This is a genomic window from Microcystis sp. M20BS1 (assembly GCF_020245305.1).
Taxonomy (GTDB): domain Bacteria; phylum Cyanobacteriota; class Cyanobacteriia; order Cyanobacteriales; family Microcystaceae; genus Microcystis; species Microcystis ichthyoblabe_A.
The window spans coordinates 1-14,187 of the sequence record NZ_JADBUZ010000208.1; the positions used below are offsets into that span (position 1 = coordinate 1).

At 42.0% G+C, this 14,187-nt stretch carries 10 protein-coding genes, 1 tRNA gene and 1 pseudogene; 10 read left to right on the top strand and 2 right to left on the bottom strand.

Going from position 1 to position 14,187, the window contains the following annotated elements:
- Positions 1-219: 219 nt before the first annotated feature.
- Positions 220-292 (bottom strand) — tRNA-Ile (locus tag IM507_RS19960).
- A gap of 64 nt (positions 293-356) precedes the next feature.
- On the opposite strand from IM507_RS19960, the gene IM507_RS19965 reads away from it, so the two are divergent.
- From IM507_RS19965 to grrM, 4 genes are all read left to right on the top strand, one after another.
- Complete coding sequence (locus IM507_RS19965; RefSeq protein ID WP_002752521.1) at positions 357-650, top strand: hypothetical protein; 294 nt, start codon at positions 357-359, stop codon at positions 648-650.
- A gap of 32 nt (positions 651-682) precedes the next feature.
- Positions 683-2,017, top strand: coding sequence for a hemolysin family protein (locus tag IM507_RS19970; RefSeq protein WP_002732609.1), 1,335 nt, complete (start codon positions 683-685; stop codon positions 2,015-2,017).
- A gap of 76 nt (positions 2,018-2,093) precedes the next feature.
- Entirely contained in the window at positions 2,094-3,215 is a 1,122-nt protein-coding gene (gene mltA, locus IM507_RS19975) for a murein transglycosylase A (RefSeq protein ID WP_002732036.1), read from the top strand.
- A gap of 78 nt (positions 3,216-3,293) precedes the next feature.
- Positions 3,294-4,454, top strand: a complete 1,161-nt coding sequence (gene grrM / locus IM507_RS19980) for a cyclophane-forming radical SAM/SPASM peptide maturase GrrM/OscB (protein WP_002732240.1) — start codon at positions 3,294-3,296, stop codon at positions 4,452-4,454.
- Between the two features lie 288 nt (positions 4,455-4,742).
- Here grrM and IM507_RS19985 read toward each other — a convergent pair whose 3' ends face one another.
- Positions 4,743-5,453: a Uma2 family endonuclease gene (locus tag IM507_RS19985; protein WP_024970630.1), complete on the bottom strand. Its 711-nt coding sequence runs from the start codon at positions 5,451-5,453 to the stop codon at positions 4,743-4,745.
- A 274-nt stretch (positions 5,454-5,727) separates the two neighbouring features.
- Here IM507_RS19985 and IM507_RS19990 point away from each other — a divergent pair, with 274 nt between their 5' ends.
- The 6 genes and pseudogenes from IM507_RS19990 to IM507_RS20015 all read left to right on the top strand — a co-directional run.
- Complete coding sequence (locus IM507_RS19990; protein WP_002733390.1) at positions 5,728-6,672, top strand: LysR family transcriptional regulator; 945 nt, start codon at positions 5,728-5,730, stop codon at positions 6,670-6,672.
- A gap of 46 nt (positions 6,673-6,718) precedes the next feature.
- Entirely contained in the window at positions 6,719-8,572 is a 1,854-nt protein-coding gene (locus tag IM507_RS19995) for an NAD(P)H-quinone oxidoreductase subunit F (RefSeq protein WP_287637596.1), read from the top strand.
- Positions 8,573-8,652: 80 nt separating this feature from the next.
- Positions 8,653-9,378, top strand: a complete 726-nt coding sequence (locus IM507_RS20000; RefSeq protein ID WP_287637597.1) for a carbonic anhydrase — start codon at positions 8,653-8,655, stop codon at positions 9,376-9,378.
- 78 nt (positions 9,379-9,456) lie between these two features.
- Positions 9,457-11,007: an NADH-quinone oxidoreductase subunit M gene (locus IM507_RS20005; protein ID WP_287637599.1), complete on the top strand. Its 1,551-nt coding sequence runs from the start codon at positions 9,457-9,459 to the stop codon at positions 11,005-11,007.
- Between the two features lie 274 nt (positions 11,008-11,281).
- A complete protein-coding gene (locus IM507_RS20010) occupies positions 11,282-12,577 on the top strand; it encodes a CO2 hydration protein (protein ID WP_061433310.1) in 1,296 nt (431 codons plus the stop codon).
- A gap of 306 nt (positions 12,578-12,883) precedes the next feature.
- Positions 12,884-13,768, top strand: a pseudogene (locus tag IM507_RS20015) (serine/threonine-protein kinase); the annotation flags it as partial.
- Positions 13,769-14,187 lie beyond the last annotated feature (419 nt).

Genomic DNA, 14,187 nt, shown 5'->3' on the forward strand with positions numbered 1-14,187 from the left:
CTTAAATATTGGAAGAAAGGTAGTCGGAGAGGCCGCCTTTAGCGGGAATCCGATAGAGAGGTTCGTAGTTAACCCAGTACGGGTCAAAGCGTACAAAGCTAATTCTAGATGCAATATTTGCGTACAGAATTAGTAACTATTCTGCACTAACAAGAACAAGATTAACTTATAACTTACTCTAGTGCAGTCAAACCCGATCGCCTGAAGCGATCAAAACTATCCAGGGTGCAGGAGTTGAACCTGCCTAGCACGAATTATGAGTTCGTTGCCTCAACCGCTCGGCCAACCCTGGGTTATACTATTAACTCATTATAGATCGGTAATTACTCTGAACGTGAAAATTCAGCCCCACCAAGATGAAAAAATTTGCAATCAGCACCTCCTTGCAGTTAGGACTCCTTTTGATGGTAGCCATGTTAGCCGCCGGTTTCGGTAGCGGTTGGGTAGCCTATCAATTGGGAATCGCCTCCCTGAAGGGAGTCAGTCAACCGGATATCAACCCCGCTAAAAAGTTTACCAACGATCGCACCAGTTATGGTCGCAATCAAACTTTTATCCCCGTGAAAGAACAAGAAGTAATTAAAAGAGTGAGAGTTTATATGCAACAACAGAAAAACAAACCGCAATCAAAGAACGAAACCAAGGGATAGGCTTTAAAAAAGGCGAATTTTGCCTTTTCGCTATGGATAATCAGGATTTATTGACTCGTTTAATTTTAGTCTTTTTACTAATCGTCCTCAATGCTTTTTTCGTAGCGGCGGAATTTTCGCTTGTGTCGGTCCGTCGTACCCGCGTCAGTCAGCTAGTGGCTGCGGGAGATGTGCCAGCGCAGACGGTACAATCTCTACAAAGAAGTCTCGATCGCTTACTTTCCACTACTCAATTAGGCATCACCCTTTCTAGTTTAGCTTTAGGTTGGATCGGGGAGAGTACCATGACCGTTTTTGTGAAGAAATTACTAAGTTTTTTACCCTTTTCTTTAAACTGGCAAAATCTTCTCTCCCATGGTTTCTCTCTTTGTCTAGCTTTTTTAATTGTTGCCTATCTCCAGATAGTTTTTGGGGAACTTTATCCCAAATCCCTAGCTTTAATTTATGCCGAACCGATGGCGCGATTATTAGCAGCACCTATTGGCGTTATTTCCCGGATTTTTAAGCCTTTTATCGGTATTCTCAACCAATCAACTCGTTTTTTATTGGTTTTAACCCGTATTCCCGAAGTGGATCTACAGCGTTCCAGTCGGGTAACTTCCGAGGAATTACAATTAATTATCAGCATGGAAGGGGAATTAACAGGATTAGAAGCAGCGGAAAGGAAAATCTTAAACAATGTTTTCCAGTTTGGCGAAATCACTGCCTCAGAAATTATGGTTCCCCATAACCGTTTAATAGCTATTCCCTCGACCGCAACTTTTGAGGAATTATTGCTACAAGTAGTTAACAGAGGCTATTCTTGTTATCCTGTGGAAGGAGATTCCAGCGATGATATCCGTGGTCTGATCGATTTTAAAGATTTAGCTTTACCCCTTGCCGAAGGTCAGTTAAATTTAACAACCCCGATTAAAACTTGGTTGAAACCTGTGCGTTTTTTCCCCGAAACCACTCCCTTAAATGAATTACTAACAGTGATGCGGGAATCATCCTTAAAGATGGTTATCATTGTGGATGAATTTGGCAGAACAGCCGGTTTATTAACCCTGAAAGATTTAATCGGTGAGATTCTGGGAACTTTTTCCCCTAGTGATCAATCAGGAATATTAGAATACCAAATCCTCGATGAATCAACTTTTCTCGTACAAGCACAAATGAATTTAGAGGACGTGAACAAAGCATTAAATTTAAGCTTACCCTTGGCCGATGAATACCAAACCCTAGCCGGTTTTATCCTCCATCATTGGCAAAAAATACCGAGGGTGGGAGAACAATTATATTACCAAAATTTAGAATTTACCATCATTTCTAAGGTAGGCCCTCGCTTGGAACAAATTAAAATTTATCGACAACAATTATCCTCATGATATAAATAATAAACAACTTTTCTCATTGCTCCTTTTTGATTGTTAATCGCGTCAATAGCTGCCCACTCCTATAACCATGAAACACCTTTTGGCACTCCTCCCCCTCAGCTTGGGATTAATTGCCCTCACCCCCGCAAATTTGCCCCTAGAACGCCTTGAAATCTCACAATTAGGAACATCTACGGGATACGATGAACGACTGCCAAAGGACAAAAAAACCCTACTACAAGCGATCGATCATAGTTTACGTTATCTGAATAGCTCGGCGGCGATCCGCGCCTATCAAAATTATCCTATTCCTGAAATAACTCGTCAGCGAGTGCAGCGTTCCTTAGTACGTTTTCGTCAATTAGTGCAGAATTCTCCCACTCCCGCAGCTCTACAAAAGGCAGTTAAAAAAGAATTTATTTGGTATCGTTCTTTGGGTAATGATAGTCAGGGAAATGTTAAGTTTACTGGTTATTTTGAGCCAATTTATCAAGCAAGTCGGCAAAAAAACGCCGAGTATAAATATCCTCTCTATCGCCAACCTGCTAACTTTTCTCGCTGGTCTAAACCCCATCCAGCTAGGGTAGAATTAGAGGGAAAAGATGGTTTACTAGGGGAAAATAGCCGTCTAGCGGGATACGAATTAGTCTGGTTAAAAGATCGCTTAGAAGCTTATTTAGTTCATGTGCAAGGTTCGGCAAAATTACGTTTACCTAATGGTCAAATTATGAGCATCGGTTTTGATGGCAATACCGAGCATCCCTACACAAGTCTGGGAAAAGAAATGATTGCCGATGGTATTTTTCCTGCTGAGGGTTTAACCTTACCAATGGTTTTGGATTTTCTCAGAAGTAATCCTGAGCAATTAAAGAATTATATCCCCCGCAATAATCGGTTTATTTTCTTTCGAGAAACCCACGGTGCGCCTCCCACTGGTAGTATTGGAGTTCCGGTTTTACCAGAAAGATCGATCGCTACAGATAAAAGTATTTTTCCCCCCGGTGCTTTAGCGGTAATTGAGACAGAAATTCCCCAGGAAAATCTTAATAAAAAATTAGTGAGTCGCTATGTTCTCGATCAAGATACTGGCAGCGCAATTAAAGGTACTGGGAGGGTAGATATTTTTATGGGAACAGGAAAAAATGCTGGCGATAAAGCTGGTTTAGTTAATACCCCCGGTCAGTTATATTATTTATTATTGAGGGAATAGGAAATAGTATAGGTAGAATTAAGATAGACTTCCCAGAATCGGTTATCATACTTAAGTGATAATTTAAACAATAGAATCATGAAAAAAACCGTAAATATAGATTGGTCGGATTGTGGTCCAATTACTTTAGTAGTCGTGCAGCCGACTTCTTTTTGTAATCTCAATTGTGATTACTGTTATTTACCCGATCGCCATTTAAAAAATACCTTATCCTTAGATTTAATCGAGCCGATTTTTCAGAGGGTTTTTAGTAGTCGTTTTCTCCAAGATAATTTTACCATTTGCTGGCACGCAGGCGAACCCTTAGCAGTTCCCATCAGTTTTTATGAAAGTGCCTTTGCTAAAATTGCAGAAGTTAGCGAGAAATATAATCAGCAGGGTTATTGTTTTCGTCATTCGGTACAAACTAACGCCACTTATATTAACGATGCTTGGTGTCAATTATTTAAAAAGCATGATGTTTATGTAGGAGTCAGTCTTGATGGACCGGCTTTCATTCATGATATCCACCGGCAAAATCGTAAGGGAACTGGCAGTCATGCTGCTACTATGCGGGGGATTTCTTTCTTGCAAAAACATGAAATTGATGTTAGTATCATCGCTGTTTTAACAGAAGATTCCCTCGACTATCCCGACGAAATTTTTAACTTTTTCTGGGATCATGGTCTTACCGATGTGGCTTTTAATATGGAAGAAACCGAGGGGATTCATTCGCAATCTTCCTTAGATAAATTAGGGATTGAACAACGTTATCGCCAGTTTATCGCCAGATTTTGGCAGTTAGTCACGGCTAAACAAGGAGAATTTAAGCTGCGGGAATTTGAATCGATCTGTAGTTTGATTTATGCCGATGAACGCTTAGAAAATACCGATATGAATCGACCTTTTATGATTGTCAATTTTGATAATCAAGGTAATTTTTCCACTTTTGATCCGGAATTACTATCGATTAAAACCCAACCCTACGGTGATTTTATCTTTGGTAATGTTTTGAGCGATTCCCTAGAATCTATCTGTGAAACTGAGAAATTTCAAAAAATTTACGCTGATATACGCGGTGGAGTCGATTTATGTCGCCAAAAATGCGATTATTTTGGGGTTTGTGGGGGTGGTGCCGGTAGTAACAAGTATTGGGAAAATGGCACTTTCAACTCCACAGATACTAAAGCCTGTTTATACCGGATTAAGTGTATCACCGATATCGTTCTTGATCGCCTAGAAAATTTATTAGAAGTTTAAAGATTTTTTTAGCTATCAGTAAACAGTTATCAGTTATCAGTTATCAGTTAAGTAGCTGGTTATAATTAAATTAAAAATGGATTTTAGGTTCGATCCCCCCTGCCCCCCTTGATAAGGGGGGTGCCGATCCCCCCTTAGTCCCCCCTTAATCCCCCCTTAATAAGGGGGGCATCTGATAATTTTTAACGCCTACCTACTTATCAGTTATCAGTTCACTGATTATTGTTTACTAATAACCTATGAAAAAACTTAATCTAAATACCATTTTTCCAAAGTAATGGCATGGTATTATTCTTCTTCTAAGGTTAATCCTAACGCCTCTAAGCGTTCCGCTAGTCGATCCGCGCGTTTCTTTTCTTTATCGGCACGTTTCTTTTCTTTATCGGCGCGTTTCTGTTCTTTATCAGCGCGTTTCTTTTCTTGACGCATTTGAGACTCTAACTCAACAGTTGTTAAAAATTTCTCTCCATCGGGACGATACAATTCTAAACTAGATTTATCCCAGATAAAACGCATACCTAAGCGGGGACTTATCCAGTCATTGATGGGGATAATTTCTCTTAAATTTTCTCCCTGTCTTTGCCAACCTTGTAAACGACAGCGTATCGGGTTATATAAATAGTATTCTTCTACACCATAGGTGTCATAAAACTCTAATTTTCGACTCATCTCTGCTTTTGTATTCTTCGGTGATAGAATTTCAAAAACTACTTGAGGAGCGATATTTTCTTCCTGCCATTGACGATAGGAACCCCTCCGTCCTTTGGGACGGCCAAAAGCTACCATCACATCGGGAGCAACCGGTGAAACCAAAGTAGAACGCAGAGGATACCAGAGTAAATCTCCGGCAATAAACACCCTAGGGTCATCGGCAAAGATAATCTCTAAATTCTCCTTAATTTTGACAATCCACTCATATTGTTCGGTATTATCTGCCATCGGTTGACCATCACTATCTGGGAAAAGAAGATCGTCGTCAATATCAAGATAACTAACCATTGTCTTTTATTTTTAATAGATGGTTGTTTTTTGATTGTAGCAAGATAATTATGAATTATGAATTATGAATAGGAATTATGAATTGGGGAGTGGGGGAGATGGGGGAGTGGGGGAGTGGGGAGGAGGGAGAAAAAAGCTGATGGCTGACAAAAGGTCTTAAGCGGCGGTTATATCTAGTAGAGTCTATATTTATCAAAAAGTTAATTGACTAGAATCTATAAAAGCGTTAGGATTGATGGTGACAAATAGTTATTATTGAGGAGGAGATAAGAACTTGATACAGGCAACCCTGCACCAGTTAAGGGTTTTCGAGGCTACCGCACGACACAGTAGCTTCACCAAGGCGGCCGAGGAGTTATTTATCACTCAACCTACCGTCTCAACCCAAGTCAAACAACTCACAAAAGCTGTGGGTTTACCGCTATTCGAGCAAATTGGCAAACGTTTATTTTTAACCGAAGCGGGTCAGGAATTACTGTTCACCTGTCAAGAGATTTTTAATAAATTGGACAACTTTCAGATGAAAGTGGCCGATATTAAGGGAACTAGACAGGGAAAACTGACTTTAGGCGTAATTACTACCGCTAAATACTTTGTACCGCGATTACTGGGGGCGTTCTGTCAACAGTATCCCGGTATTGACATCGCCCTACAGGTGACTAATCACCAGAAACTGCAAGAGCGAATGTTAAATAACGAGGATGACCTCTATATTCTCAGTCAACCGCCAGAAGAAGTGGAACTTTGTTCTCAGTCTTTTCTGGAAAATCCTCTAGTGGTGGTGGCGCGACGGGATCATCCATTGGTGGGACAGAAAAATCTCCCCCTTGAGTGCCTCAACCATCAACCTTTTATTATGCGCGAATCGGGATCTGGAACCCGCCAAGCGGTACAAAAATTATTTAATCTCCACGATATTAAAGTTAAGGTGCGTTTGGAATTAGGCAGTAACGAGGCCATCAAACAGGCTATTTCTGGCGGTTTGGGACTATCGGTACTATCTAAGCACACTCTCATCTCGGAAGGGGAAAACGGCGAATTGGCCATCCTCGACGTGGAACAGTTTCCGATTCAGCGCAATTGGTACGTTTGTTATCTGGCCGGAAAACAACTTTCCGTGATTGCCGATGCTTTTTTAAAATACCTGCTGGAAGCTAGTCAAGCCATCCCGATTCATGCCCCGTTAAAAAATGGCCACAGCCTATTAGTGACCCATTAAACCTTAAACTTTAATTCAGGATCATTTTTCTTCTTGAGGTGGTTATATGTTCGAGTCCTTCAGCCAGACTATCTGGTTGGTACCTCTTTATGCCTTTGCGGGCGCACTTCTCGCCCTACCCTGGTCTCCCGGTATTATCCGGCAAACTGGCCCGCGACCGGCTGGTTATCTGAACTTGATCATGACCTGCTGGGCTTTTTTGCATAGCCTTTTCGCTTTGCTCGCCGTTTGGGGTCGTCCGCCCCAATCTATAGCATTTAATTGGCTAAATGCCGCAGATTTAAGCATATCTTTAGATGTGCAGATTTCGGTCGTTAATATCGGGGCGTTACTGCTAATTACCGGCTTAAACCTCGCCGCTCAGGTATATGCGATCGCCTATCTAGAAATGGATTGGGGTTGGGCAAGGTTTTATTCTCTCGTCGCCCTCTTTGAAGGGGGTATGTGCGCCCTAGTTATCTGTAATTCGCTATTTTTCAGCTATTGTGTGCTAGAAGTTCTCACCCTCGGCACTTATCTGCTGATTGGTTTCTGGTTCAATCAATCTCTGGTGGTAACGGGGGCGCGGGATGCTTTTCTAACCAAACGGATTGGCGATTTAATCCTGTTGATGGGAGTGGTGGCCCTTTTACCCCTGGCGGGAACTTGGAACTTTGACCAATTGGCAGAATGGGCGGCTACAGCCAATTTAAACCCCAATGTGGCCAATTTACTCTGTTTAGCCCTGATTGCAGGTCCAATGGGCAAATGCGCTCAATTTCCCCTGCATTTATGGCTAGATGAGGCCATGGAAGGACCGATGCCCGCGACAATTCTGCGGAATACCGTCGTCGTTTCCACTGGCGCTTGGTTATTGGTGAAATTAGAGCCAGTGCTACAATTATCGCCCTTAACCTTACAGGTGATGATCATTGTTGGCTCTGTTACTGCCATCGGTGCGGGGTTAATTGCGATCGCCCAGATCGATGTCAAGCGATCCCTTTCCTATTCCGTCAGTGCCTACATGGGACTGATTTTTATCGCTGTGGCCACTGGACAAACGGAAACCGCTTTAGTGTTACTCTTTACATACGCGATCGCTATGTCCCTGTTAGTCATGGTGGTGGGTAACATCATTTGGAATAATATCAGCCAAGATTTAAGCCAATACGGCGGTTTATGGTCTCGTCGTCCCGTTTCTGGCATTTGTTATCTCGTCGGTGCCGCTAGTTTAGTCGCACTGCCTCCCTTTGGTGGTTTTTGGTCATTGGCCCGCATGGGCGATCGCCTCGCAGAAATCAGTGGTTTACTGTTATTAGTGCTATTGTTGGTCAATGCCTTAACTGCCTTTAGTGTCACTAGAGAATTTTGCGTTTTCTTTGGCGGTAAAATCAAACCAATGACCCTGCGCTCTCCGGAAGCTCTTTGGCCCTTAGTTATCCCCATGACTGTGACCATGGGTTTCGCCCTTCATCTGCCGATTTTATTAGCGCAATGGCATTTATTACCAAGTAACTTAAATCTGGGAGTTGCTTTTCTCTTGGTGCTTTCCACTGCTGGGGGCGTAATTCCGGCAGCATATATTTATCTGAATGAAAATATCTCCAAACCGATCGTTTTTCAACCCAAAGCCCTTCAAGATTTCTTTGCCAACGACCTTTATACAGCCCAATTGTATAAAGTCACGATCGTTTTTGTCGTCGGATTAATCTCGCAAATTATTAACTGGATCGATACCTTTCTGGTGGATGGCATTGTTAATCTGGTGGGATTAGCCACGGTTTTTGGTGGTCAGAGTTTGAAATATAACGTTTCTGGCCAGACCCAATTTTACTTTCTGTCGATTATTTTGGGGGTGGCTTTGATCGGTATTATCATCTGCTGGCCCCTACTATCACAAATTTCTCTAGTTTTCAGTTAAAGATTTGATAACTTAGGCTTTTCTTTAGCATCCCCGGCCCTGACAATAGGATTTGTCCTGATTAATGGAAACAATTACCTATGTTCAACACCTCTCGTCGCCAATTAATCCGTTATGGGGGTGGTTTTTTGGGAACCAGTCTAGCCGCTACTATTTTAGGCTCGCAACTGTCCCAAACTAACGCCCAAACTGCTGTTAATTCTGAGCCATGGCTGACTGCTCAAAATAAAGGATTGAACCCAGACCAGGCCTTAACTATGCTCATGGAAGGCAATCAACGTTTCTGGGAACGAAGACAAAAAAGTCCTAACCGCGATCAAGCGCGACTCACAGAAGTGGCCGAAAGTCAAGCCCCTTTTGCGGCAATTTTGGGCTGTGCCGATTCTCGCGTACCAGCAGAAATCGTTTTTGATCGCGGATTAGGGGATCTATTTGTTTGTCGGGTAGCGGGAAATTTAGCCACTTCCGAAGAAATTGGTAGCCTCGAATTCGGCACGTTGGTGTTAGGAGCCAAGGTAATTGTTGTCCTTGGTCATTCTCGTTGTGGAGCGGTAAAAGCCACCATTGAAGGCGGTCGTTTCCCCGGACAAATCGGTCGTTTAATCGATGGCCTACAGGTGGGAGTTGATCGGGCCGAAAAACAACCCGGTTCCAACAAACTTGAGCGAGCCATTAAATCCAATGTTATCTATCAAGTAGAGAAATTAGGCAAGTCCCCAGTCATGGGTGATTTAGTAGATAAAAAACAATTAAAAATTGTTGGAGCCTACTACGATCTCGATACCGGCAAAGTGAGCTTAATTTAGTCAATTCTAGATTAGTCATCGTGTCGGTTGGCTAATCCTTTTCTCATCCCAGTCATTATAAATTTGATCGATTCCAATATGCTCAGTACCCTGCTTTGGTTGCCAATAATTGGAGCAATTATCGTCGGTCTTTTCCCCGATAAATTTGCCCCAGCAAAATTACGTCAAATTACCCTCTTTTTTGTTGCCGCCGTCCTCTTTTGGTCTTTATATCTGCTGACCCAATATAACTTAACCAGTAATGGCTTTCAATTTTCTGAATACCGCGAATGGGCAAAACCAATCGGTTTAAGTTATAACCTCGGAGTCGATGGTTTGTCCTTACCGTTAATTATTTTAAACTGTTTCTTGACAGGAATAGCTATCTATAGTACCGAAGAAAAAGTAGAGCGTCCCCGACTTTATTACATCCTAATCCTCCTGATTAACGCCGGGGTTTCTGGGGCATTAATGGCCAAAAACCTGCTGCTGTTCATCGTTTTCTATGAACTAGAATTAATCCCCTTTTATCTGATGATTGCTATCTGGGGAGGCGAAAAACGTGGCTATGCTTCGATTAAATTCCTTCTCTACACTGCTGTCTCTGGGTTATTAGTCCTAGCGGCATTTTTAGGCATAGGTTTCCTCAACGGTGGTACTTTTGACTATTCCTCCCTCTCCACCGCCGATTTCTCCCAAAAAACCCAATTACTGCTCTTAACTCTGCTGTTAGTGGGATTTGGTATCAAAATCCCCCTCGTACCTCTCCATACTTGGCTACCGGATGCCTATACGGAAGCTTCCCCCGCTACAGCAATTTTATTAGGTGGTATCCTCGCTAAACTCGGTACTTATGGCTTAGTTCGCTTTGGTCTGCAATTATTCCCGGAAACTTGGTCTTTAATCGCCCCCGGACTGGCAATTGTCGGCGTTATTAGCGTTATTTACGGGGCATTGAGCGCTATTGCCCAAAAAGACATTAAACGCATGGTGGCCTACAGTTCGATCGGTCACATGGGCTATATACTGGTAGCAGCCGCCGCCGGCACGGGTTTAAGCGTCCTTGGTGCCGTCGCGCAAATGATTAGCCACGGTCTTATTCTCGCCCTCTTATTCTATCTGGTGGGCATCGTCGAACGCAAAGCCGGAACCAGAGATTTAGACGTTTTAAACGGTTTAATGAACCCAATTCGCGGTTTACCCTTGGTTAGCGCCCTATTAATTCTCGCCGGTATGGCCAGCGCTGGTATCCCCGGATTAGTGGGATTTGTGGCGGAATTTATCGTTTTTCAGGGTAGTTTCGCCCGTTTTCCCGTGCAGACGGTTCTCTGTATCATCGCTTCCGGTTTAACGGCGGTTTACTTTGTTATCCTGCTTAATCGCACCTGTTTTGGTAAATTGGATAATAAACTTGCCTACTATCCCAAAGTCCTGAAATCGGAAACTATCCCCGCTTTTGTCCTAATGGTATTAATCGTCTTTTTAGGTATTCAACCCAATTATTTAGTCCGTTGGATTGAACCCACCACTAACTCGATGGTTGCCAGCTTATCGGGACAAGCAAAACCTAGTTTTGTCCTCAAAAAATCTCCGCAAAAGTCCTCAAAAACCAACTGGTTTAATCGGGGTAAATATTTGAGTAATAGTTAGGGTTGGCTTAATAAATCTAAAAACCTTGTTGGATAAGACTTTTAGACTTTTTTGACCTCAAAAAGTGCCAGCCGAGAGTGATCGGGGCGAAAATTCCGGGACTTTTTTCCTGAAAATTAGGTAATTGACCGTCTGAAAATGGGTAAAACCCTACACCCCACACCCCACACCCCACACCCTGCCCCCACGAAAAACTTTTTCAGCAGACCCTAGTTAGTTATCCCTTGCTGTTTCCGAATTATTGTAACCGCTGCTAATTACTTTACCTAAAACTATGACTGGGACATTAATCAAAGCCAAAATTCCCCCTTCTACTCACGAATTCGCCGACATTATCCACCGGTTAGAAGCGGGTGGCTCCATGTTGCCGGATACTCCCGAAAACCTGATGCAAATTATCGGCATTTATAAAGCTTATGCTGTGCCGATGGATTTTTATTGGCGAGATCTGCTCTATATTGCCGAACGAGTTTTCCTCGATCCTTTGCCCTTTTTTAAATATTTTCTACCCCAAGAATACCTAGACCTACAAAATCATTACGCTGGCGATAATGCCGATTTACGCATCTGGCGCGGTACGGGTTCCGCTCACCCTGAATTGTTAGAATTCATGGATAAAGGTAAAACCAGAAAAATGCCCAGATTAATCCATCACCTCTGGCATGACCGTATTAATATGGAATTTGCTGAAGCCTGTATGCAAGCCATGTTATGGCATGGCCGCGATATGGGTTGGGGTTTATTTGATGCCTATCTCGATTCAGAAGAATATCGCCAAAATGCCGACCGCGCTATTAAGGCCTATTTCAAGAAAAATCCCGTCATGATGAAACTTTATGACCTGTTCCCCGATATGTTTTTGGAACAGGTGCGGATGATGTCCTACTACTCCAATTTAGGACTATTCTGGGAAGTGATGGCCCCAGTATTTTTCGAGATGTCTGATATCTACGATGAAGGCGGCTTTAAAGGTGTTCCCGATGCCATGAATTTCCTCGTTAATGGCATTTTTGCCATCGCCGGCCGGCCAATTTATCATCATGTTTATATTGATGGTCAATGCTACGAAATTATCCCCAAATCAAAGGCTTTTACTTGGCTTTATGAAGCAGCTTTACCCTATGTAGAAGCGGTCTTTTATCGTACTGCTCCCTTCCGGGGTACAAAGTCTTATAATGCCCAAGCAAAACAGGTTCCTGACGAACAAAAAGACTTTCACTATGGCATTCTTTATGCGGATGTTTTCCCCGTGGGTACTGCGGGAATTCCTCCCACTTTGTTAATGGATGATATGTATCATTTTTTACCCCAATATCTGATCGATTACTATCAGCAAAACTGCCGGGGGGAAGACGATATTTTGATTCAATTGGGTATTAGTTTCCAGCGCTCGATGTATAATGTTACTTCAGCAGTTATTCAAGCTCTACGCACTGCTTTACTTTATCCCCTCGACGATCCTAATCCCAAACATTTACTTAAAAATCGTCAATTCTTTGAGGCACAAATGGACAGATTTAAACGTCCCGAAGCGCGTCTTAGAGATATCCAAAGTCCTAATTATCGTTAAGGTTTTTGGGTTATTTTTCTGGTGGGTTTATCGCCCACCTTTTTTGATTATGATATAACCGACACCCAATGTCATACTAATACTAAATCCCTTGAGTAACCCACAGAAAACGGGTTTTTCCGAGAAACTGGTTTTCTACTCGAGGGAATAAATAATCAGTATTTAATAGCCAGATTTAGTATTAAGTACCTAAGCAAAATTAATTACACATTTCGATAAAGCTTTTGCTTCTTGCCTTCGTTAAAACCACCCACTTAATAGGATAGTTACAGAACGTAAAAATTGGCTAATTCAGGAGTTATTATTATGCTAGACCAAATGATGAAGATGTTAGAAGGGCAACAAATAGGCCCCTATCGTCTTAATAAATTTCTCGGTGCGGGTGGTTTTGGTGGTGTATTTCATGCTAGTGAAATGGTCAGAAATACATCGGTCAAAGAAGTTGCCATTAAAGTTATCCCCGAAAGTAGCGATGATAAATTAATTGAATTAACAAATTCCAGAAAGTTAGAACATCCTAATTTAATTAAGAGTTATGCGGTGGGGGAATTTACTTTTCTCAATACAGAGATGCTTTATTTAGTGATGGAATTGGCACAGGGTAGCCTAGAAAATCACATTGCCAAAGCCAGTTTGTCAGCGGATGAGATTACAAATATTACTGCTCAAGTCGCCCAGGGCTTAAATTATCTTCATCGACAAAATAAAGTCCATCGAGATTTAAAACCGGGTAATATCCTCAAGGTTAATCAACAATACAAGTTAGCAGATTTTGGCTTAATTAGAACTTTAAATAATAAAAGTCACACTCAAACCGTCCACAATACTGGTACAATTATTTATATGCCTCCCGAAGCCTTTAGGGGTGATATTTCCTCAGCTTGGGATCTGTGGTCATTAGGTATTATGTTAATCCAAATGACCACTAATCAACTTCCCTATAAGTTTAATAATGACAATAATCAATTAATGGTAAAGGTGATAAATTGTGAGCTACAAATCCCCAGTTTACCGAAAGAGTTTAAACCGATTATTGAAGGGTGTTTGCAAAAAGATAGAAGACAAAGATGGACAGCACAACAGGTTTTAAATGCCTTACAAGCAGTCAAAAAGCCTGTTTCACCAATACCCCTAATTGCTTCACCTACTCCATTTACCGAAAAAATATCCAACGGAGTCACACTAGAGGTAGAAAACGGGTTTCTCCGAGAAACTCGTTTTCTGTGGGTTACTCAACGGATTTAGGATAATATTGGTGCGTTACGTCGCCTATGTAATTAATGTAAATTAAATAATATTGTGGCGCTCCTAACGCACCCTACCTACTCAGATGAACAGTTTCGACGATTACAACAGCATAGCGTCCTGTAGGGGCGAACCATTCGAACAATAACCTATCGGTGAAACCGGAGATTTTCTATCCGAATGCTTCACCCGTACTTTTTGCAGCAAACCCTAAATAGGGTTTGCTGAATAAATCTAAAAACCTTGTTGGGTAAGACTTTTAGACTTTTTGTCAATCAAAAAGTACCAGGTATGGGAGTGATCAGGGGGAAAATCCCTGGACTTTTTCCCTAAAAATTAGGTAATTGGCCACCTCAAAACCGGTA

What these genes read in the sequence shown, in the direction of transcription:
- IM507_RS19965 (WP_002752521.1), top strand. Translation starts at nt 357, where the DNA reads ATGAAAAAATTTGCAATCAGCACCTCCTTGCAGTTAGGACTCCTTTTG.
- IM507_RS20010 (WP_061433310.1), top strand. Translation starts at nt 11,282, where the DNA reads ATGACTGGGACATTAATCAAAGCCAAAATTCCCCCTTCTACTCACGAA.
- IM507_RS20000 (WP_287637597.1), top strand. Translation starts at nt 8,653, where the DNA reads ATGTTCAACACCTCTCGTCGCCAATTAATCCGTTATGGGGGTGGTTTT.
- grrM (WP_002732240.1), top strand. Translation starts at nt 3,294, where the DNA reads ATGAAAAAAACCGTAAATATAGATTGGTCGGATTGTGGTCCAATTACT.
- IM507_RS19995 (WP_287637596.1), top strand. Translation starts at nt 6,719, where the DNA reads ATGTTCGAGTCCTTCAGCCAGACTATCTGGTTGGTACCTCTTTATGCC.
- IM507_RS19970 (WP_002732609.1), top strand. Translation starts at nt 683, where the DNA reads ATGGATAATCAGGATTTATTGACTCGTTTAATTTTAGTCTTTTTACTA.
- IM507_RS20005 (WP_287637599.1), top strand. Translation starts at nt 9,457, where the DNA reads ATGCTCAGTACCCTGCTTTGGTTGCCAATAATTGGAGCAATTATCGTC.
- IM507_RS19985 (WP_024970630.1), bottom strand. Translation starts at nt 5,453, where the DNA reads ATGGTTAGTTATCTTGATATTGACGACGATCTTCTTTTCCCAGATAGT.
- mltA (WP_002732036.1), top strand. Translation starts at nt 2,094, where the DNA reads ATGAAACACCTTTTGGCACTCCTCCCCCTCAGCTTGGGATTAATTGCC.